At 64.1% G+C, this 19,369-nt stretch carries 16 protein-coding genes and 1 riboswitch; of the genes, 8 read left to right on the top strand and 8 right to left on the bottom strand.

The window, feature by feature from the left end; translation table 11 throughout:
• Window positions 1–315 precede the first annotated feature (315 nt).
• The gene (locus ACEXP3_RS10730) at window positions 316–471 is read right to left on the bottom strand and encodes a hypothetical protein (RefSeq protein ID WP_210105972.1); all 156 of its coding nucleotides are present in this window, start codon (window positions 469–471) and stop codon (window positions 316–318) included.
• Window positions 472–660: 189 nt separating this feature from the next.
• On the opposite strand from ACEXP3_RS10730, the gene ACEXP3_RS10725 reads away from it, so the two are divergent.
• A complete protein-coding gene (locus tag ACEXP3_RS10725; RefSeq protein ID WP_377297265.1) occupies window positions 661–1,782 on the top strand; it encodes an NAD(P)/FAD-dependent oxidoreductase in 1,122 nt (373 codons plus the stop codon).
• 6 nt (window positions 1,783–1,788) lie between these two features.
• Here the strand turns inward: ACEXP3_RS10725 and ACEXP3_RS10720 are convergent, their stop codons facing one another.
• The 5 genes from ACEXP3_RS10720 to cobD all read right to left on the bottom strand — a co-directional run bounded on the left by ACEXP3_RS10720 (window position 1,789) and on the right by cobD (window position 8,353).
• On the bottom strand, window positions 1,789–2,607 hold the full coding sequence (locus ACEXP3_RS10720; RefSeq protein ID WP_377297264.1) for an endonuclease/exonuclease/phosphatase family protein: 819 nt from the start codon (window positions 2,605–2,607) through the stop codon (window positions 1,789–1,791).
• Between the two features lie 75 nt (window positions 2,608–2,682).
• Window positions 2,683–4,143, bottom strand: coding sequence for a cardiolipin synthase (cls, locus tag ACEXP3_RS10715; RefSeq protein WP_377297263.1), 1,461 nt, complete (start codon window positions 4,141–4,143; stop codon window positions 2,683–2,685).
• Window positions 4,144–4,206: 63 nt separating this feature from the next.
• Window positions 4,207–5,565: an aspartate aminotransferase family protein gene (locus ACEXP3_RS10710; RefSeq protein WP_377297262.1), complete on the bottom strand. Its 1,359-nt coding sequence runs from the start codon at window positions 5,563–5,565 to the stop codon at window positions 4,207–4,209.
• A gap of 194 nt (window positions 5,566–5,759) precedes the next feature.
• On the bottom strand, window positions 5,760–7,187 hold the full coding sequence (locus ACEXP3_RS10705) for a M20 family metallopeptidase (RefSeq protein ID WP_377297261.1): 1,428 nt from the start codon (window positions 7,185–7,187) through the stop codon (window positions 5,760–5,762).
• Between the two features lie 83 nt (window positions 7,188–7,270).
• Window positions 7,271–8,353 (bottom strand): threonine-phosphate decarboxylase CobD, encoded by a 1,083-nt coding sequence (cobD, locus tag ACEXP3_RS10700; RefSeq protein WP_377297260.1) that lies wholly within the window; start codon window positions 8,351–8,353, stop codon window positions 7,271–7,273.
• Here cobD and cbiB point away from each other — a divergent pair.
• Window positions 8,352–9,323 (top strand): adenosylcobinamide-phosphate synthase CbiB, encoded by a 972-nt coding sequence (gene cbiB, locus ACEXP3_RS10695; RefSeq protein ID WP_377297259.1) that lies wholly within the window; start codon window positions 8,352–8,354, stop codon window positions 9,321–9,323. The two genes, cobD and cbiB, sit on opposite strands and share 2 nt — an antisense overlap.
• Here the strand turns inward: cbiB and ACEXP3_RS10690 are convergent.
• Both ACEXP3_RS10690 and cobO read right to left on the bottom strand, forming a co-directional pair.
• Window positions 9,307–10,779 carry a cobyric acid synthase gene (locus ACEXP3_RS10690; protein ID WP_377297258.1) on the bottom strand — a complete coding sequence of 491 codons (1,473 nt, stop codon included), beginning with the start codon at window positions 10,777–10,779 and terminating at the stop codon, window positions 9,307–9,309. The two genes, cbiB and ACEXP3_RS10690, sit on opposite strands and share 17 nt — an antisense overlap.
• Window positions 10,779–11,393, bottom strand: coding sequence for a cob(I)yrinic acid a,c-diamide adenosyltransferase (cobO, locus tag ACEXP3_RS10685; protein ID WP_377297257.1), 615 nt, complete (start codon window positions 11,391–11,393; stop codon window positions 10,779–10,781). The genes ACEXP3_RS10690 and cobO overlap by 1 nt, the downstream gene beginning before the upstream one ends.
• Before the next feature lie 99 nt (window positions 11,394–11,492).
• A riboswitch (cobalamin riboswitch) is annotated at window positions 11,493–11,697 on the top strand.
• 104 nt (window positions 11,698–11,801) lie between these two features.
• Here cobO and ACEXP3_RS10680 point away from each other — a divergent pair.
• From ACEXP3_RS10680 to ACEXP3_RS10655, 6 genes are read left to right on the top strand one after another with little or no spacing between them, the layout of a single operon-like run.
• Window positions 11,802–12,233 carry a DUF1636 family protein gene (locus tag ACEXP3_RS10680; RefSeq protein WP_377297255.1) on the top strand — a complete coding sequence of 144 codons (432 nt, stop codon included), beginning with the start codon at window positions 11,802–11,804 and terminating at the stop codon, window positions 12,231–12,233.
• An 11-nt stretch (window positions 12,234–12,244) separates the two neighbouring features.
• On the top strand, window positions 12,245–13,282 hold the full coding sequence (gene cobW, locus ACEXP3_RS10675; protein ID WP_377297254.1) for a cobalamin biosynthesis protein CobW: 1,038 nt from the start codon (window positions 12,245–12,247) through the stop codon (window positions 13,280–13,282).
• Window positions 13,282–16,635, top strand: coding sequence for a cobaltochelatase subunit CobN (gene cobN, locus ACEXP3_RS10670; RefSeq protein ID WP_377297253.1), 3,354 nt, complete (start codon window positions 13,282–13,284; stop codon window positions 16,633–16,635). Before cobW ends, cobN begins: the two co-directional genes overlap by 1 nt.
• Entirely contained in the window at window positions 16,632–18,002 is a 1,371-nt protein-coding gene (gene cobG, locus ACEXP3_RS10665) for a precorrin-3B synthase (RefSeq protein WP_377297251.1), read from the top strand. The genes cobN and cobG overlap by 4 nt, the downstream gene beginning before the upstream one ends.
• Window positions 18,002–18,634, top strand: a complete 633-nt coding sequence (locus ACEXP3_RS10660; RefSeq protein WP_377297250.1) for a precorrin-8X methylmutase — start codon at window positions 18,002–18,004, stop codon at window positions 18,632–18,634. Before cobG ends, ACEXP3_RS10660 begins: the two co-directional genes overlap by 1 nt.
• Window positions 18,631–19,368 carry a precorrin-2 C(20)-methyltransferase gene (locus ACEXP3_RS10655; RefSeq protein WP_377297249.1) on the top strand — a complete coding sequence of 246 codons (738 nt, stop codon included), beginning with the start codon at window positions 18,631–18,633 and terminating at the stop codon, window positions 19,366–19,368. The genes ACEXP3_RS10660 and ACEXP3_RS10655 overlap by 4 nt, the downstream gene beginning before the upstream one ends.
• The last annotated feature ends 1 nt before the right edge of the window (window position 19,369 follow it).

The raw sequence follows: 19,369 nt of genomic DNA, 5'->3' as shown, positions 1-19,369 counted from the left end.
CAGCCGGTTGGAAGACTAAAGGCGATGTATGATGCGCGCCACTCCACAAGACGCGATACATGCTGACGGCGTTAAGTCCGCAGGATGCAGTTGGTTCCATGACATCAACACTTGATGCTTTCAAGCATCATTGCGTCGCAAGGCCACCACGCGGTCCAAAACCTTCATATGTGAGAGTCTGTCGGCGAAAAGGCGCGGATTGTGGCCGTAAAGACCGGCCTATCCGTGCGGCCCTCACCGCATACGAAAAGGCCCCTTGCGCGCCTGAAATTTCAGGAGCGCAAGGGGCCGTGGCAAGGCGGGAGGAAACCGTGTTTAGTTGAAGAGGCCGAGAATACCGGCGGAAACGAAGATGAAGGCGGCGATGACGAGGGCACCGTTCAAATGCCGCAGAAGACGCTGGCGGCCTGCGGAAACGCCTGCGGTTTCGAGGCGGGGGCGGAAGGATACCGGATGATCAACATGGCTCATGCGTGTCTCTCCCTTGAACATCGTTGTTCATATCCTGTTAATGTATCTTAACTCTACGCGATTGGTAGAGATAATCTTCCCCGGCGGGCCAACGTGGCGAAATATCCTTCCAACGCCTGCCACTACGGTCCAGCCACCCATGAACGCCAGGAACTTCAGGCTCGGACCCAAGCAAAAGAGGAGAGACACTTGGCGGATATCGATGCGATTGTGGTGGGAGCCGGCGTGATCGGGCTTGCCGTCGCCCGTCAGCTTTCGAAAACCGGTCGATCGGTCCTGGTTCTGGAAGCCGAAGGCGCGATTGGAACAGGCACCTCCTCGCGCAACAGCGAGGTGATCCATGCCGGGCTTTATTATCCGCCGGGTAGCCTCAAGGCGAGCCTCTGTGTTCAGGGGAGACAGCAGCTTTACGACTTTTGCCTCTCGCATGGCGTGGAGCATCGCCGCTGCGGCAAGCTGATCGTCGCGGCAGACGACCCGGAAATTCCGCTTCTCGAAGGGTTGGCCCAGAAGGGCATCGCGAATGGCTGCAGCGACCTTCGCCTCCTGACGGCACGCCAGGCGCAGGAGCTGGAACCGGCGCTTGCCTGCCGGGGCGCCCTCCACTCCCCTTCGACCGGCATCATAGACAGTCATGGCTATATGCTGGCGTTGCAAGGCGATGCGGAAGATGCCGGCGCCGCATTTGCCTTCCATGCACCGCTTGTTTCAGCCCGGATCACGGCTCAAGGGTTTGTGGTTGGCGTCGGTGGGGCAGATCCGATGGAGATCTCGTGCGCCATGCTGGTCAATGCAGCCGGCCTTGCCGCCTCGAATGTTGCCGGCAGCATCGCGGGGCTTGCCGCCTCGGCCGTGCCGCCGACGCGGTTTGCCAAGGGCAATTACTTCATGCTGGCCGGACGGGCGCCGTTTCGCCACCTCATCTATCCGGCGCCGCATACCCATGGGCTCGGCGTCCACCTGACGCTGGATCTCGCCGGACAGGCACGGTTTGGCCCGGATGTGGAATGGATCGATGCGGTGGATTATGCCGTCGATCCTCAACGCCTGGAAGGCTTTGACGCGGCCATCCGGCGCTATTGGCCGGATCTGCCGGACGGGGCTCTCGCTCCCGGCTATGCCGGCATCCGCCCGAAAATCAGCGGGCCGGACGATCCGGCGCAGGATTTCCGGATTGACGGTCCCGAAGTGCATGGCGTGCCGGGACTGGTCAACCTCTTCGGCATCGAAAGCCCGGGGCTCACCGCATCGCTTGCCATTGCAGCCGAGGTGGGAAAGCGGCTGATGCCGGAGCATGCACCCATCAACTGAGGGCCGTCAGGCCGGCGCGGCGTGACGCACCAGTGCCTTGATCGGCAGATGATCGGAGGCCGTGCGGGCAAGCGCCGTGTCATGCACGCGCACGCGCTCGATGAGGCCAGGACGGTTGCTCATGATGCGGTCGAGCGCAAGCACCGGCAGGCGCGACGGAAAGCTTGGCACGGCGGCCGGCATGCCGCGAAAAATCGCGGACAGCGAGTTGAGCGAGGATCGATCCCCCAGCCGCCATTCGTTGAGATCACCCATCAGGATCGTTGCCTGCTCGTCCCGGGCCGACAGAAGATCAAGGATCATGCGGGCCTGCTGCTGGCGCGAGCGGTTGAGCAGGCCAAGATGGGCTGCAATGACGCGCAGCACATGGCCATCCTTCATCTCCAGTTCGGTCATCAGCGCACCGCGCGGCTCAAGTCCCGGCAGCTTCACCTGATGCACGTCACGGACGACACCTTCACGAAAGAACAGCACATTGCCGTGCCAGCCATGGGCCTTGGAGACGCCGGACAGGGGCACGGGGACAAGTCCTGTCTCACGCTCCATCCAGTTGAGATCGAGAAGCCCGCGCCGTTCGCCAAACCGCGTATCGGCCTCCTGCAGCGCCAGCACATCCGGACCGATCTCGCGGATGACATGGGCGATGCGGGCCGGATCGAATTTCCCGTCGACGCCAACGCATTTGTGGACATTGTAAGAGGCGACCAGCAGGCCGCCCTCGTCGCGCGCCGGCAGCTCCTCCTCACGCAGCTGATCGCGCTGCTTGCGATTGCGCAAGGAGGCAACGAGATTTGCCCGCAGGTTGGGATTGCCGGACTGTTTCATGCGCGGGCGGATGGTTTCTGCAATCGTGTCATAAGACCAGTATAGCGCCCGGACCGACTGCTTCCAGTGGCCTTGTCAAAGATAGGGCGAACCGAGCCAGAGGATGCGATCGAACAGGCGCCCGAGGAAGGGCCGCGCCTTCCATTGTTCCAGCGTCACCGGTTCGGCCGCCACCAGCAACCGCTCTATCCGTTCCTCGAGAGCGCCGGCGAAGGCGAGATCGAAAATTTCAAGATCAACCTCGAAATTGAGGCGCAGGGAGCGGGGGTCGATGTTGGACGAGCCGACATAGGCCCAGCGCCCATCCACCACCATCAGCTTGGAATGGTTGAACGGGCCGCTCGACCGCCAGAGCCGGCAATCGCCCTTGAGGATCTGGTCGAACTGCGCCGTCATCGCCCGATCCACCAGCGTCAGATTGTTGGCGGCAGGCACGACGATATCGACGGCCACGCCCCGGCGGGCAGCGGTGGCAAGCGATGCGATGAGCTCGCGGTCGGGCAGGAAATAGGGCGAGACGATGCGGATCGACGACCGGGCGACGGAAAAGGCACCCATCAGCATCTTGTGATTGGTCTCCACGCTGCGGTCCGGACCAGAGGCGACAGTGCGCACATGGACAGCGCTGCCGGGTTCGCTCACCGGCGCCTCGATCCGCCAGGCTTCGCCGGAGAGGCGCTCGCCATTGGCAAAGCGCCAGTCTTCGCCTGCCACCGACAGAAGATCGGCAACAACAGGGCCCGTCAGGCGGAAATGCGTATCCATGGCATGGTCATCGCCGGAAATCTCCTGAGAGAAGGCCTCGCGGATGTTCATGCCACCGGTAAAGGCAACCGCGCCATCCACCACCATGATCTTGCGGTGGGTGCGAAGGTTCGCATAGGGCAACCGCAGGCCCATGATGACATTGCCGTTGAACACATCGACCGTCACGCCGCCATCGCGCAACATGCCGAGGACGCTCGGCACCGAATAGCGTGCGCCGACCGCATCGATCAGGACCCGTACGCTCACGCCGCGCTTGACCGCATCGATCAATGCTTGCGCAAACCGCCGGCCAATGCGGTCGCGATCGAAAATATAGGTTTCGAGGATGACGCTGCGACGCGCCGTTTCAACGGCTGCCAGCATCGCGCCATAGGCCGCATCCCCCCCATCCAGCATCTCGATGCTGTTGCCGGTCGTCAGGAAATAGCGGGTGACGCGGTCGCCCAGCGTCTTCATGGCGAGAAAGCGACGACCGAATTGCTCGGCGACCTTTGCATCGGTCGCATCATAGGATTCCAGATGGTCGAGAAACGCGTCTCCCAGCTTGGAGCGCTGGTGTCCGATGGCGCTGCGGCGAATGCGGTTGATGCCGGCAATCAGATAGAGAAACGCACCGATGATCGGCGACAGGAGGATGACGCCGACCCAGCCGATGGCCGAGCGCACCTCTTCCTTGGTCATGGTCACGTGGATTGCAGCCGTCGCCCCCATCACGACCGACAGGGTAAAGACGATATGCGGCCAATAGGTTGAAAGAAGATCCAGCATGGCGCCAGATATAGGCCTCTCCATCGCCGGTGCAATCACCCGCGATGGAGAGAAGTCGGGGCATCACTGTGCGTCGAGCTGCGCCTTGAACTGGTCGAGTGACTTCTCGAGGATATCGAACATCTCGCCCACCTGCTCCTGCGTGATGATCATCGGCGGGCAGAGCGCCATGCTGTCGCCGATGGCGCGCAGGAAAAGTCCGTTTTCCTGCAGGACGGCCGCAAACTTCGGCCCGAGCTGGCCGGCGGCAAATCCTTCGCGCGGTGCAAGCTCCAGCGCGCCGAGCAGCCCGATGCCCCGCGCCTCGACGGCGAGCGGATGGGCTTCCAGCGCCTTCAGCCGCTTGAGGAAGAGCGGGCTCAGCGCCCGGACATTGCCGACCAGATCGCGCTCTTCGATGATGGCGAGATTTTCCAGCGCCACGGCTGCGGCAACCGGGTGGCCGGAGCCGGTATAGCCATGGCCGAAGGTGCCGATCCGGCCGGATTCCTCGGCGATCGGGGCATAGACGCGCTCGTTGATGAGGAGGGCCGAAATCGGCTGGTAGGACGAGGAGAGCTGCTTGGAAAGCGTGATAAAATCCGGCTGGAGGTCAAAGGTGGTGGTGCCGAACATGTTGCCGGTGCGCCCGAACCCGCAGATGACTTCATCGGCGATGAACAGGATATCATGCTTCTTCAGCACGGCCTGGATGGCTTCCCAGTAGCCCGGTGGCGGCACGATGACGCCCCCGGCACCCATCACGGGCTCGCCAATGAACGCGGCGACCGTCTCCGGACCCTCGTGCTGGATAAGCGCCTCCAGATCGGCAGCGCAGCGTGCAACGAAGGCCGCCTCATCCTCGCCTTCGGCGGCAAAGACGCGGAAATGCGGGCAGGTGGTGTGCAGGATGCCGGAGAGCGGCAGATCGAAGGAGCGGTGATTGTTGGGCAGGCCCGTCAGGCTGGCGCTGGCGACCGTCACACCGTGATAGCCCTTGACCCGCGAGATGATCTTCTTCTTTTCCGGCTTGCCGAGCGCGTTCGAGCGATACCAGATCATCTTGATCGCGGTATCGTTCGCTTCGGATCCGGAATTGGTAAAATAGGCTTTCGACATCGGCACCGGCGCCATCTGGATCAGCTTTTCGGCAAGATCGACGGAGGGTCCATGGGTGCGGGCGGTGAACGTGTGGTAGTAGGGCAGCTTCTCCATCTGCCGGGCCGCCGCATCGACCAGCCGCTGTTCGCCAAAGCCGACCGCGACGCTCCAGAGCCCCGCCATGCCCTCGATATAGCGCTTGCCATTGGCATCGAAGACGTGGATGCCCTCGCCGCGTTCGATGACCAGCGCACCATCGCGCTCCAAGGCCTTGGCATTGGTATAGGAATGCAGCTGATAGGCCTTGTCACGGCCTTCGATGGAATTCGGCTGGATGCTCATGCTCGGTCCCCGCGCTGGTAAAACAGAAAATTCTGCGATCTGCGATCGCAAATATCACTGATGGCGCGCCAAGGAAAGACGCCTGCTGCGCCGGCTGTACAAGAATTCCCACGCGAAGTGGTGGCGGAGTGGAGGCCGCGGTGGACGCCGTGCCCGCATGCAAGCACGGCGCTCAGCAACAGCGGTAAAAAAGCTCAGAGCCTGCCGCCCATGGCGACAACCGGCGGCTCGGCTTCCGGCGGAATGGGGCTGCGATAGGACTGGCCCTTCAGCCGGCGCTTGAGGTCGGCTGCGGCGGCTTCGCGCAGCTGCTCGCTCTCGAGCGCCGCAAGTCCGGTCGCGGCCATCACCTTGGCGGTCGTGACCATGGCCTTATGGGCGAGCGGGCTCTTGCCCTGCGCCACCACCTGCCAGGTGTGCAGCTGGGTGCCGATGGCAAGCGAGGGACCATAGGCCTGCACCGTCGGCACGACCCAGCTCACATCCGCCACATCGGTGGAACCGCCCATCTGGCGCACCTCGTTGTGCCGCGGCAGGATGAAATCGGCGAGCGGCACGTCGCGCTCGTCCAGCCGTTCCTGCGCCCAGCTTGCGGAAATGTCCTCCGGCGTCAGCGTCGCGCGGATCTGTTCGGCAAAGGCGCGATCCGCGTCGTCGAAGTCCGGAGCGCCGATGCTTTCCCAGACATCCTGCATGGTCTCCATCAGCGGCGTGTTGACGATGAGGTTGGAGACTCCGGACAGGATGGCACTTTCCACCTTCGTCTCGGTCATCAGGGCGGCCCCTTCGGCCACTTTCTTCACCCGCTCGATCAGCGAGAAGAGCCCTGCCAGTTCCGGTGCGCGCACCACGTAGCGTACCTTGGCATGCGCCTGCACGACGTTCGGGGAAATGCCGCCGGCATCCAGAAGCGCATAATGGATGCGGCAATCCTGCTGCATGTGTTCGCGCAGATAGTTGACGCCGACGCTCATCAGCTCCACCGCATCGAGCGCGCTGCGGCCAAGCTCCGGGCTTGCGGCGGCATGGGAGGCGCGGCCGGTGAAGGTGAAATCGATCCGGCAATTGGCAAGCGAGGTTTCCCGCTGGACACCGGCAAAATTGCTCGGATGCCAGCAGATGGCGATATCGACATCGGCAAATGCCCCGGCGCGCACCATGAAGGCCTTGGCGGCACCACCTTCTTCGGCCGGGCAGCCGTAATAGCGCACCCGCCCGGGCGTGCCGGTCGCCTCCAGCCAGTCCTTGAGCGCCGTTGCCGCCAGAAGCGATGCGGAGCCCAAGAGGTTATGACCGCAGCCATGGCCGTTGGCGCCGGCCTCCAGCGGATCGTGATGCGTCACGCCCGCCTTCTGGCTGAGGCCGGCCAGTGCGTCGAATTCTCCGAGAAAGGCGATCACCGGACCGCCCGTTCCCGCCTCGCCGATCAGCGCCGTCGGAATGCCGGCAATGTTTTCGGTAATGGCAAACCCTTGCGCCTCCAGCATTTCCCGGTGCGCGGCGGCGGATTCAACTTCCATGTAGCAGGTTTCAGGCGTTGCCCAAATCCGGTCGCTCAGCTCCGTGAACACCTCCCTCTTTCTGTCGATGGCCTCGAAGATGTGCGGGAGATTGCTGTTCATGGACATGGAATTCACCTGACTGCGATACGAATTGGGCAAAGCCTACCGCAGCGCCGAAAGAATGCAAACCCTTGGCCTTGGCCTCAATCGCGCCAGCTCTTCGTCTCAAGGGCCTTTTCCAGTCGTTTCCACGCGCCGTCCTCCGGCAGGCCGATGCGCAGGCAATCCGGCCGTGCGGCAAAGGCACGAACGAGAATGCCGCTACCTCCCAGATGCGCAAAGATCGCCGGCGCCTTGGCATGCTTCAGATAGCGAAACAGCGTGGTGCCACCGCAGACAGGAAGGTCAGCCGCCGCAAGCAGCGCATCAAGGCGCGCAGCATCCGCAGCAAGTCGGGCCCGCATGGCGCGCTGCCAGCCCCCATCCGCCAGCGCCTGAAGCCCGATGGAAAGCGTTGGCCCCGGAATGGCCCAGGGACCCAGACGGGCTGCGAGTTTTTGCGCGATGGCAACCGGGGCGACGGCAAAGCCCAGCCGCACGCCCGCCAGACCATAGAATTTGCCGAAGGAGCGCAAAACGACAAGCCCGTCATGCACGGCACCGGCCACGCTTTCCTCCGGCTCGATCACCTCCATGAAGGCTTCGTCCACCACCAGAAGCCCGCCCTTTGCCGCCATGTGGCGGGAGAGCGCCAGAAGATCGGCCGCGCCGACAAGCCGTCCATCCGGATTGTTGGGATTGACGACCACGGCGAGATCGGCGTCGAACAGCGCTTCGAAAGCCTGGACCTCCAAGGTTTCGAAACCGGACAGCCTGGCCATGCGCGCATGTTCGCCATAGGTGGGCGAAAGGATCGCCGCCCGACGGCCTGCCCCGGACAGCGTGCCGAAAACTGCCTCGATGACCAGCGGCAGCAGGATATGCGTGCCGGGTGCCGCCGCCAGATGCTCCGCCGAAGGCGCGCCATAGGCGGTGGCGGCAAGATGCTTCAGGCGCGCCAGATCGTCGGGCTCCGGCAGGCGGGAGAAAGCGGTGGCGGGGATGGGCGAATAGGCATATGGGTGCGGGTTGATGCCGGTGGACAGATCGATCCACGGCTTTGGCGCCTGCGGAAACTGCAAACCGGCGCGCGCCAGATTGCCGCCATGATCGATCGCCTGCCGTGCCTCGACATCGTCCATCTGCGGCTGCACTTTCGTCTGCCCCTCTTGCCGATCCTGGTCCATGGCTTTTTCTCTCGCCTTCCTCGCTCTGCTTATTGAACGGCTTGTCGGCTATCCGCAATGGCTGGTGGATCGAATAGGCCATCCGGTCATCTGGATCGGCGCCCTGATCAGCCGGCTGGAAAAGCGGCTGAACGATCTGCAATTGCCCTTCGCCACGCGCAAGCGCAACGGCGTTTTCGCCGTCCTGATCCTGCTTGCCGCAGCCGTCGTGCCGGCCTTTCTCATGGAAAGCGCGCTGGCGTGGCTTCCGCTCGGCATCCTCGTCACGGCCCTCCTCTCCTCCAGCCTGCTCGCCCAGAAAAGCCTGGAAGACCATGTTCGGGCCGTGGCCGAAGCGCTGGAAACCGGCGGTCTCGACAAAGGTCGCAAGGCCGTCTCGATGATCGTCGGGCGCGATCCCGATCAGCTTGACGAGGCCGCCGTCTGCCGCGCGGCCATCGAAAGCCTTGCCGAAAACTTTTCCGATGGCGTGACGGCACCCGCCGTCTGGCTCGGCGTCGGCGGGCTGCCCGGCGCTTGCGCCTACAAGGCCACCAACACCGCCGACAGCATGATCGGCCATCTCAATGCCCGCTACAGCGCCTATGGCTGGGCGGCCGCCCGGTTCGACGATCTCATCAACCTGCCCGCCTCGCGCCTGACGGCGATGCTGTTTATCGCAGCCGCAGCCCTTCTGCCGGATGCTTCGGCGAAAGCGGCCTGGGCGGCGGTGCGGCGTGATGCGCGCCACCACAAATCGCCCAATGCCGGCTGGCCTGAGGCGGCGATGGCAGGGGCTTTGGGCCTTGCCCTGGCCGGCCCCCGCGTCTATGGCGGCGTCCTCGTCGAGGATCACGTGATGGGAGAGGGCGGACGGCGCGAGGCAACCAGTAGCGATATCCGCAATGCGCTGTCGCTGGCGCGCATCGCGGACCTGTTGCTGATCATCCTCTTCGGCCTGATCGCCGTTGCCCTTACCGTGCAAGGCTGATGAGGAGATCAAGATCGAGATGCCGCTCGAGATGGGCGGCAAGGCGATCGAGCACATCCTCGACACCCTGTTCGTAATCAAGCCGCGTTTCGGTGCCGCCAAGCCGCGTCAGCCATGACGAGCGCTGGCGGTCATCGGCAAACAGGCCGTGGACATAGGTGCCGCGGACCAGGCCATCGGCCGAGGAAGCCCCCTCCGGCACGCCGCCAATCAGGGCAAACGGGCGGGCGCGATCAGCTCCGCTTGTCTCGCCCACATGCATTTCATAGCCGGCAAAGGAGTGACCGTCCGCCGTCTTGCCCGAAACGGCAGTGAGATGCTTTTGCCCGGTGAGCCGGGTTTTCACGTCAAGAAGCCCGAGCCCCTGTTCGACGGCACCGGCCGGACCTTCGATGCCATCGGGATCAGCCACCGCTTTGCCCAGCATCTGATATCCGCCGCAGAGCCCGAGCACCGGCTTGCCCTGCCTTCGATGCGCGGCAATGTCCGTATCCAATCCCGCCTGCTTCAGCACCTGAAGATCGGCAATCGTCGCCTTGGAGCCAAGCAGCAGCACGAGATCGGCATCGGCCGGCAGCACTTCTCCGGGTCTTATCCGCACAAGCTCTACTTCCGGCTCGGCGTCCAGCGGATCGAGATCGTCGAAATTGGAAACATGCGGCAGGATCGGCACGGCAATGCGGAGTTTGGCGCCGGCCTTTGCGGCAGGTTTAGATTGAAGCGCCAGCGCATCCTCGGCCGGAAGCCTTATGGCTTCGGCAAAATGCGGCAGGAGGCCGATGGGCGCCCAGCCGGTAAAGCCCTCGATCATCGTCATGCCCTCGGCAAACAGCGCCGGATCGCCGCGAAATCGATTGACGATGAAGGCGCGGATCATCGCCGCATCATCGGGCTCCAGCACCAGTTTCGTGCCGGCAAGGCTTGCGATGACACCGCCGCGATCGATATCGCCGATCAGAACGACCGGCACATCTGCTGCCCGCGCAAAGCCCATATTGGCAATATCGTTGCGCCGCAGATTGACCTCCGAGGCGCTGCCGGCCCCTTCCACCAGAACCAGATCGGCTTGCTGCTTCAGGCGGGAAAAACTGTCGAGCACCCGCGGCATCAGGCCCGCCTTGATCTCCTGGTATTCGGCAGCCCTGGCATTGCCGACCACCTTTCCCTGCACCACCAGCTGGGCGCCGACTTCGCTCTGGGGTTTGAGCAGCACCGGGTTCATGTGGACCGACAAAGGCGCCCGCGCCGCCCGCGCCTGCAGCGCCTGCGCCCGGCCGATTTCACCGCCATCGGCCGTCACGGCAGCATTGTTCGACATGTTCTGCGGCTTGAACGGCAGGACGCGAAGCCCGCGCAGCGTAAAGGCGCGCGCAAGACCTGCCACCACCAGCGACTTGCCGACATCAGACCCGGTGCCCTGAAACATCAATGCCCTGGCAGGCGGCTTCTGCGTCATCAGAACTCGATCCCGGCCTGCGCCTTCACGCCGGCCTTGAAATGATGTTTCACCAGCGTCATTTCCGTTACCATGTCGGCCGCCTCGATCAGCGCCGGCTTGGCATTGCGGCCGGTGACGATGACATGCAGATCCGGCCGGCGCGCGACAAGATCCGCGATCACCCGTTCAAGATCGAGATAGTCGTAGCGCAGCGCGATGTTCAGCTCGTCGAGGATCAGCAAGCCGACATCCGGCTCGCCCATCATCTCCAGCGCCTTCTCCCAGGCCCGTTCGGCAGCAGCCACATCCCGCTTCAGATCCTGCGTGTCCCAGGTAAAGCCCTCGCCCATCGTGTGCCAGATCATCTGATCCCCAAATGCCTGCAGCGCCACACGCTCACCCGTATCCCAGGCGCCCTTGATGAACTGCACGACGGCGACCTTGCGGCCATGGCCGAGCATGCGCAGCGCAAGCCCGAAGGCGGCCGTCGATTTGCCCTTGCCCGGACCGGTATTGACGATCAGCAACCCCTTCTCGATCGTCTTTTCCGCCACTTCCGCATCCTGCACGGCCTTACGGTTTTCCATCTTGCGGCGGTGGCGCTCGGCCTCGTTTTCGTCGATTTCCTTCATCGGGCACTCCTCGCGCTTTCCTGGGGAGCGGGACTATAGTCGAACCGCGCCCCCCGGCAATGCCTTGCCTGCCGCCATTGACACACAAGCGGCTAAGCGCATAGTGACAGGGACAACGGTCTTTTCCCGGCAACGGGGAAAGCTAAGAGGGAACGTGGTGCGGCAGTTCTTGCCTAAACCACGGCTGCCCCCGCAACTGTAAGCGGGTAGTCCGGCGCATCAGGCCACTGAAGACATCTTCGGGAAGGCGGCGCACGGGCGACGATCCGCGAGCCAGGAGACCTGCCGTTGACGATGTGACGATCCAGCCGGGCGGGGTGCTCCGGCACGGATGATCTGTTGACGAGCATGCCGGATACGCCGCGCAGGCTTGCACCCCGTTACGGTTTGCACGCGCGGGGTTACCAGGTGGATTTATCGAGACAGACGGACGACAAGACAACCGAAGCGCCGGTGGCCAACGCTTGCCCCGTTGTCGTCTTCGTCTGCGAAACCTGCCGCAGCGCCACGCAGGACCCGATGGCGCCCCGCGAGGGTGCCGTTCTGGCGCAAAGCATCAGTGACCATCACGAGCCTGGTATCGAAGTGAAGAGCGTTGCCTGCCTTGCCAATTGCAAGCGGGGCTTGAGCGCCACGATCCAGAGCAGCAGTGGCTGGAGCTATGTGTTCGGCGATCTGACGACCGAAAGCGGAGACGATCTTCTCCTCGGCGCGCGCCTGCTTGCCGGTTCAGTCGATGGGCTGATGCCGTGGAAAGGGCGCCCCGACAGCCTGAAGCGCGGCATGATTGCCCGCATTCCCCCCTTTGCGCACCCGCAATCCCAGGACCAGAAGCCTTGAAGGACAAACACATGACCTCTTCCCTCGCCCGCATTCCCTGCACGGTTGTCACCGGCTTTCTCGGCGCCGGCAAGACGACGCTGCTGTCTCAGGCCCTGCAGAACATCAAGGGCAAGCGGCTTGCCATCATCGTCAACGAGTTCGGCGATGTCGGCATCGATGGCGAGATCCTGAAAAGCTGCGGCATCGAAAATTGCCCCGAAGACAATATCATCGAGCTGGCAAACGGCTGCATCTGCTGCACGGTGGCCGATGATTTCGTGCCGGCCATCGACCGCATTCTGGCGATGGAACCCAAGGTGGATCATATCCTCATCGAAACCTCCGGCCTTGCGCTGCCGAAGCCTCTAATCCAGGCTTTCCAGTGGCCGAGCGTGAAAAGCCGCGTGACCGTGGATGGCGTGATCGCCGTGGTGGACGGGCTGGCGCTGGCGGAAGGCCGCGTAGCCGACGACATGGAGGCGCTCGCCGCCCAGCGGGTGAGTGACGAGGCACTCGACCATGACGATCCTGTCGAGGAAGTGTTTGAAGACCAGATCGCCTGCGCCGATCTCGTCATCCTCACCAAGGCCGACCTTCTGTCGCCTGCCGATCTGGAAAAGGCCCGCGCCCATGTGAGCGCTCACCTGCCGCGCGCCGTGCATATCGTCAATTCCGAGAAGGGCGCGGTCGATCCGGCCGTCTTCATCGGCCTTGGCCTTGCCGTCGAGGACGACATCGAAAACCGCAAGACGCATCACGACGACGAACTCGACCACGAGCACGACGATTTCGACAGCTTCGTTCTCGACATTCCCGCCATTGCGGATGCCGAAAGCCTCAGCCAGCGCATTGCCGATGTGACGGCGGCCGAAAAGGTGCTGCGCATCAAGGGATATGTGGAAGTTGAGGGCAAGCCGATGCGGCTTCTGGTGCAGGCCGTCGGCCCGCGCGTGAACCATTATTTCGACCGCGCCTGGACGGTCGGCGAAGATCGCCGCTCGCGCCTCGTCGTTATCGGCGAAAAGGGCATTGATGCCGCCCGCATCGAAAAGATCCTGGCCGCCTGATGCACATCCTTGCCACCACATCCTCGTCGCTCGACGATCTGATCGAACCGGTCGATCTCAACCAGACGCCGGGCGATGTGGTGGTGCTGTCCTTTTCCGACAGCGACCTGAACGGCATGGCATCGGCCTGGGACCGGCTGTCGCGCAATGACCTTACCTTGCGCCTTGCTCCGCTTTCGGACCTGCGCCACCCGATGTCGGTCGATCTGTGGATCGACAAGGTGGCCCGCCACGCCCGTGTGCTGATGGTGCGCATTCTGGGCGGCTATGACCGCTGGCGCTACGGGGTGGAAGAACTGTCGCATCTGGCGCGCCGGATGAACATTCCCCTCATTCTGTTGCCCGGCGAATGCAGCGAGACCGACGACCGTCTGACCGCCGCCTCCACACTTTCCCCGGACGAGATTGCAGGCTTCCTTTCGTTTTTCCGCGAAGGCGGGCCGGACAATCTCGACCGGCTGGCCACAAGTCTTTTCGCCCTGGCGAATGGTCAACGGGATGTACGGCCAGTGGCCGAGGCCGTGCCAAGACTTGGCTTTTACCGGCCCGGCCACGGTGTCGTCTCCCTTCCAGAGGCACTGGAGGGTTTTGCGGGCAAAAAGGTCCTGCCGCTGCTGTTTTATCGCTCGATGCTGCTGTCGGGTGATGTCGCGCCCATCGATGCGCTCGCTGCGGCGCTTGCCGCACGCGGTTTTGCGCCACTGCCGGTGTTCGTGCCGGGCTTGAAGGACTTTGCAACCCTCTCCTTCCTCGAAAAGCAGTTCGCTGCCCTTCACCCGCCGGCCCTCATCACCACGACAGCCTTTGCGAGCCAGGCGGAACTGGCGGGCGAAACGCTGTTCGACCGGCTGGGCGTGCCGGTCTTTCAGGCCGTCATCGCCACGACAAAACGCGAAGCCTGGGAAACAAGCCGGCGCGGGCTTGGCCCCTCGGATCTTGCCATGCATGTCGTGCTGCCGGAACTCGATGGCCGCATCCTTGCCGGCACCCTGTCGTTCAAGGCGGAACGCAGCGGCGATAAGGCCTATGGTTTTGCAGGCTTTGCCAATCGGCCCGAACCAAACCGGGTGGAGGCGGTGGCAGACCGGATCGCCCGGCATCTGGCACTCCAGGAAACGCCCCGTGCCGAGCGCCGGATCACCATCCTGATGCCGGATTATCCCGGCGCTGCCGGCCGCACCGGCTATGCCGTCGGCCTCGATGTGCCCGAAAGCGTGCGGCAGATTCTTGTTCAGTTAGCCGAGCAAGGATATGGCGTCACCGGTATTCCGGACACGGCAAAGGCGCTGATGGACCGGGTCCTGACAGGCGCGCACCATTTTGCCGGCGCCGAGTATGCAGACTATCTCGCCCGCCTGCCGGAAGGTGCCCAAAATGCCGTTGCCACCACCTGGGGTGAGCCACAGGCGGATGAGGCGTTTGGCCCGAACGGTTTTTCCTTCCGCGCCGCCCGTTTCGGCAATGTCACGGTGGCGCTTGCGCCGGATCGTGGCCGGGAAGCCGACCGGCGCACCGATTACCATGATCCCGCCCGTCCGCCCCGTCACGCGCTGATGGCCTTTGGCGCATGGATGCAGCGGGAATGCCATGCCATCCTGCATATGGGCGCCCATGGCACGCTGGAATGGCTGCCCGGCAAGACCGTGGCGCTGACGGAAAGCTGCTTTCCCGAGCTCCTCACGGGCCAGTTGCCGGTGATCTATCCCTTCATCGTCTCCAATCCAGGCGAAGCCGCCATTGCAAAGCGGCGCATTGCCGCCGTCACGCTTGGCCATCTGCCGCCGATGCTCACCGAGGCTGGACTGTCGGAGGCGCAGCAGAGGCTGGAGCTTCTGGTCGATGAATATGCGCAGGCCGACGGGCTCGACCGCCGCCGCCGCGACCGGCTGGCAAAGCTGATCCTCGAAGCGGCGAAGGAATCGGGCCTGGCCGGCGAAGCAGGCGTGTCCGAGGTCGACGATCCCGATACGGCGCTGTCGCGCATCGACGCCTTTCTCTGCGATCTGAAGGATTTTGCCATCAAGGATGGCCAGCATGTCTTCGGCCACAGCGATGACCGGGAGACAGACCCTGCGCGGCTCGAAAGTGCCCGATGCGAACGCGAGAGCCTGATCGCCGCGCTGGATGGTCGCCACATTCGCCCCGGCCCTTCCGGCGCGCCGGCGCGGGGACGCCGCGACGTGCTGCCGACCGGCCGCAATCTCTACGCCTCCGACCCGCGCACCATGCCGACGCCGACGGCCTTCGAGCTTGGCCGGCTTGCCGCCGACGAGGTGATCCGCCGCTACATGCAGGACCATGGCGACTGGCCGAAAAATATCATCATCGATCTCTGGGGCAGCGCCACGCTTCGAAGTGGCGGCGAAGAGGTGGCGCAGGGTCTGGCGCTGATGGGCGCACGCCCGGTGCAGGACCCGGCGACGGGGCGCGTCACCGGCATCGAAGTTCTGCCGCCGGCAAGCCTCGGACGGCCGCGGGTCGACGTTACCTTCCGCATTTCCGGTCTTTTCCGGGATATGTTTCCCGCCCTCATCGCGCTGGTCGATGCAGCGGTCAGGGCCATTGCCGGGCGCTCCGATGAGGCGGACGGCGACAATCCACTGGCGGAAGCAAGTCTGGCGGACGGTGCGGCCCCTGTCCGCATTTTTGGCTCCGCCCCCGGCACCTATGGTTCAGGCATCGAAGAACAGCTTTCCGCAGGCGATTGGGAGACACGCGAGGATCTCGGCCGCGCCTATCTTGCCATGGCAAGCCACACCTTTGGCGGGCCTGATGGCGAAGAACGGGAAGCCGGCGCGCTGTTTGAAGAGCGTGTCCGGCACGCCGATCTTCTCGTCCACACCGGCGACGATCCCGGCCGCGACCTGCTCGACGGCTCCGGCGATGTTGCCTTTATCGGCGGCTTTGCAGCAGCCGTGGCAGCACTTGGCGGCAAGGCGGATGTGATTGCGCTCGATACCACGGATCCCGAGCGGCCCCGCGCCCGCTCGGTAACGGAAGCGGTCACCCGCGTGGTGCGCGCGCGTGCCATCAATCCGCGCTTCATTGCCGGCCAGATGCGCCACGGCCCGCGCGGCGCTGCCGAATTTGCCGAGACGGTGGACCGGCTTGTGGGCTTTGCCGAAATGACGCAGGCCATTCCGCAGGGCCTGATCGAAGCCGTTTATGATGCCTACGTGGCCGACGAGCAGGTGCGCGATTTCGTGCTCGACCAGAACCCGGAAGCCGCCTGCGCAATTGCCGACCGGCTGATGTCTGCGCGCCGCCGCGGCCTCTGGCAGCCGCGCCGCAATTCGGTCGATCGCGAACTGGAAGCTCTGCGTGGTTTTGCCCGGGAAAGGCAGCGCCGATGACGACGGTACCGGCCACCTCCCTTCCTCTTTCGTCCGTCGTTGCGCCGCTCTCTCCCCTGGCACGCGGCGCCTGCCCGGCGCTGTCGGCCCCGATGCCGACCGGCGACGGGCTGTTGACCCGCGTGGCGCTGGCAGCCCCGATAGGCCCCGGCGACCTCTCAAGCCTTTGCGATCTCTCCCGCCGCCACGGAAACGGTATCCTCGATGTGACCGCGCGTGGAAACCTGCAGATCCGCGGGCTGGACCATCAATCCGCCGTCGATCTGGAACGGGCGGTGCGCGATCTGCCGCTGCCGCTTCGCGAGGGGCTGGCGGTGGAATGGTCGCCGCTTGCCGGAGAGGATGGCAGCGAGATTGCCGATCCGCGTCCGCTCGGAGAGGCCATCATTGCCCGTGCCCGGCTGCTCTCCGGACAGCTTGCACCGAAACTGTCCGTCGTGATCGAGGGTGGCGGGGCGATCCGGCTCGATCATCTGCTGGCCGATATCCGGCTGACGGCAGATCGTCAGCATGGCACCCTCTTCTGGGGCCTGACGCTGGGTGGCACGGCAGGCAGCGGCCGCAGGCTGGGGTTGGTGGCCGACGATGAAGCCGCAGACCTTGTCGAAGATCTTCTGCAGCATCTGGCCCGGCTTGGCCCGAAGACCCGCGGCCGCGATCTCGATCCTGCGCATCTGCCCCAACTGGACCGTTTGCGACCGGCATCCGAAACCGCATCCGCGGTACCGGCGCCGACCGCCCCGTTCGGGCTTTTTGCTCTTTCCGAAGGGCTCTCTGCCCTGCGCATCGCGCTGCCCTTCGGGCAGGTGGAGGCGGCGCGGCTTGCGGCCTTGTCGGAGGTTGCCGCCAAGGCGGGCATCCTGTGGCTCAAACCTGCGCCGGACCACGCTCTCGTCTTTGCTGGACCGCAACAGGCTTGCGCCGACGTTCTCGCCCATGCGGAAAAATCGGGTTTCATCAGCGGCGGCGGCGATCCGCTTGCAGAAATTTCCGCCTGCCCCGGCCAGCCCTCCTGCCGCTCCGGCCGCTATGCCACGCATGAGACCGGACGCTTTGCCGCAAGCAATGCCGCCGCGTCTCTGGATGGCTCCATTCGCCTGCATCTGTCCGGCTGCGCCAAAGGCTGCGCCCATCCCGGGGTCGCCACCCTGACATTCGTGGGCTCCGATGCGGGCACGCATCTTGTCTTTGAGGGCAAAACCTCCGATACCCCGCTCAAAACCCTTGTCCCGCACACGGAAACTGCAGCCCTTGCCATGCTCGACCGGCTGGTGCGTCTCAAGCGCCAGCCCACCGAGACGAGCCGCGACTGTCTGGCCCGCCTGGGTCCGCGAGCGATTGCGGCGGCGCTTTCTGAAGGTAGATGATGACCGACTACGACTACATTCGCGATGGCGATGCGATCTACGCCAAATCCTTCGCCATTATCCGCGAGGAAGCCGATCTTTCGCCCTTCTCGCCAGACGAGGCAGACGTCGCGATCCGCATGATCCATGCCTGCGGGCTGGTGGAGGCGGCACAGCACTTCCGTTTTTCACCGACCTTCGTTGAGGCAGCGCGCGGCGCTCTTTCTGCCGGACGTCCGATCTTCTGCGATGCGCAGATGGTGGCCCACGGCGTGACGCGAGCCCGCCTTGCCAACAGGAACGAGGTGATCTGCACGCTGCGCGATCCGCAAACGCCCGAAATTGCAAAGCGAATCGGCAATACGCGCTCGGCGGCGGCACTGGAACTCTGGGTAGACCAGCTGGAGGGCGCGATCGTTGCCATCGGCAATGCCCCGACGGCACTCTTCTATCTGCTGGAAATGCTGGATCGCGGCTGCCCGCGCCCGGCCGCCATCATCGGCATGCCGGTCGGCTTCGTCGGTGCTGCCGAAAGCAAGGATGCCCTTGCCGAACACAAGCTCGGCATCCCTTATGCCATCGTGAAGGGCCGTATGGGCGGCTCGGCCATGACGGCTGCTGCCGTCAATGCTCTGGCGAGGGCCGGGCTTTGAGCGAGATACAAAGCGGAAAACTGATCGGCGTCGGCACCGGACCCGGTGACCCGGACCTGTTGACCCTGAAAGCGGTAAAGGCGCTCGCGGCGGCCGACGTGGTCGCCTTCTTTGCCAAGCGCGGCGCCCGGGGCAATGGCCGCACCATCGTCGATGCGCATATGCGCCCCGGCATCATCGAACTGCCGCTCGTCTACCCGGTGACCGTGGAAGAGCACAAGGACAGCGATGTCTACAAGAGCGCCATCGACGGCTTCTTTGACGAATCGGCCGCCCGGATTGCTGTCCACCTTGAGGCTGGGCGGACGGTTGCGGTGCTGAGCGAAGGCGATCCGCTGTTTTACGGCTCCTACATGCATCTGCACCTGCGCCTTGCGCCGCATTTTCCGGCCGAAGTCATTCCCGGCGTTACCGCCATGTCCGGCTGCTGGTCGATGGCCAACCTGCCGCTGGTGCAGGGCGACGACATTTTGAGCGTGCTGCCCGGCACCCTTTCGGAAGAGGTGCTGGCACAAAGGCTTGGCGGCACCGATGGCGCAGTCATCATGAAGGTCGGCCGCAACCTGCCCAAGATCCGCCGCGCGCTCTCCCTGGTCGGCAAGCTCGATGGTGCGGTCTATGTGGAGCGTGGCACCATGGCAAACGGCGCCGTTATCCCGCTTGTCGCGCGCGACGAAAGCCCGGCCCCGTATTTTTCGCTGGTGCTGGTGCCCGGCTGGAAGGGACGGCCATGAG

It is taken from the genome of Neorhizobium fuzhouense (assembly GCF_042611105.1).
In the GTDB taxonomy this organism is placed as follows: Bacteria; Pseudomonadota; Alphaproteobacteria; order Rhizobiales; family Rhizobiaceae; genus Neorhizobium; species Neorhizobium galegae_A.
This window is presented reverse-complemented; position numbering and strand designations above follow the sequence as displayed.

Bases quoted from the DNA above. Each gene is read 5' to 3' on its own strand.
- cls (WP_377297263.1), bottom strand. From the start codon at position 4,143: ATGCTGGATCTTCTTTCAACCTATTGGCCGCATATCGTCTTTACCCTG.
- cbiB (WP_377297259.1), top strand. From the start codon at position 8,352: ATGGCTTTTTCTCTCGCCTTCCTCGCTCTGCTTATTGAACGGCTTGTC.
- ACEXP3_RS10660 (WP_377297250.1), top strand. From the start codon at position 18,002: ATGACCGACTACGACTACATTCGCGATGGCGATGCGATCTACGCCAAA.
- ACEXP3_RS10710 (WP_377297262.1), bottom strand. From the start codon at position 5,565: ATGAGCATCCAGCCGAATTCCATCGAAGGCCGTGACAAGGCCTATCAG.
- ACEXP3_RS10690 (WP_377297258.1), bottom strand. From the start codon at position 10,779: ATGACGCAGAAGCCGCCTGCCAGGGCATTGATGTTTCAGGGCACCGGG.
- cobW (WP_377297254.1), top strand. From the start codon at position 12,245: ATGACCTCTTCCCTCGCCCGCATTCCCTGCACGGTTGTCACCGGCTTT.
- cobD (WP_377297260.1), bottom strand. From the start codon at position 8,353: ATGGACCAGGATCGGCAAGAGGGGCAGACGAAAGTGCAGCCGCAGATG.
- cobG (WP_377297251.1), top strand. From the start codon at position 16,632: ATGACGACGGTACCGGCCACCTCCCTTCCTCTTTCGTCCGTCGTTGCG.
- cobN (WP_377297253.1), top strand. From the start codon at position 13,282: ATGCACATCCTTGCCACCACATCCTCGTCGCTCGACGATCTGATCGAA.
- ACEXP3_RS10705 (WP_377297261.1), bottom strand. From the start codon at position 7,187: ATGAACAGCAATCTCCCGCACATCTTCGAGGCCATCGACAGAAAGAGG.
- ACEXP3_RS10730 (WP_210105972.1), bottom strand. From the start codon at position 471: ATGAGCCATGTTGATCATCCGGTATCCTTCCGCCCCCGCCTCGAAACC.
- ACEXP3_RS10720 (WP_377297264.1), bottom strand. From the start codon at position 2,607: ATGAAACAGTCCGGCAATCCCAACCTGCGGGCAAATCTCGTTGCCTCC.
- cobO (WP_377297257.1), bottom strand. From the start codon at position 11,393: ATGAAGGAAATCGACGAAAACGAGGCCGAGCGCCACCGCCGCAAGATG.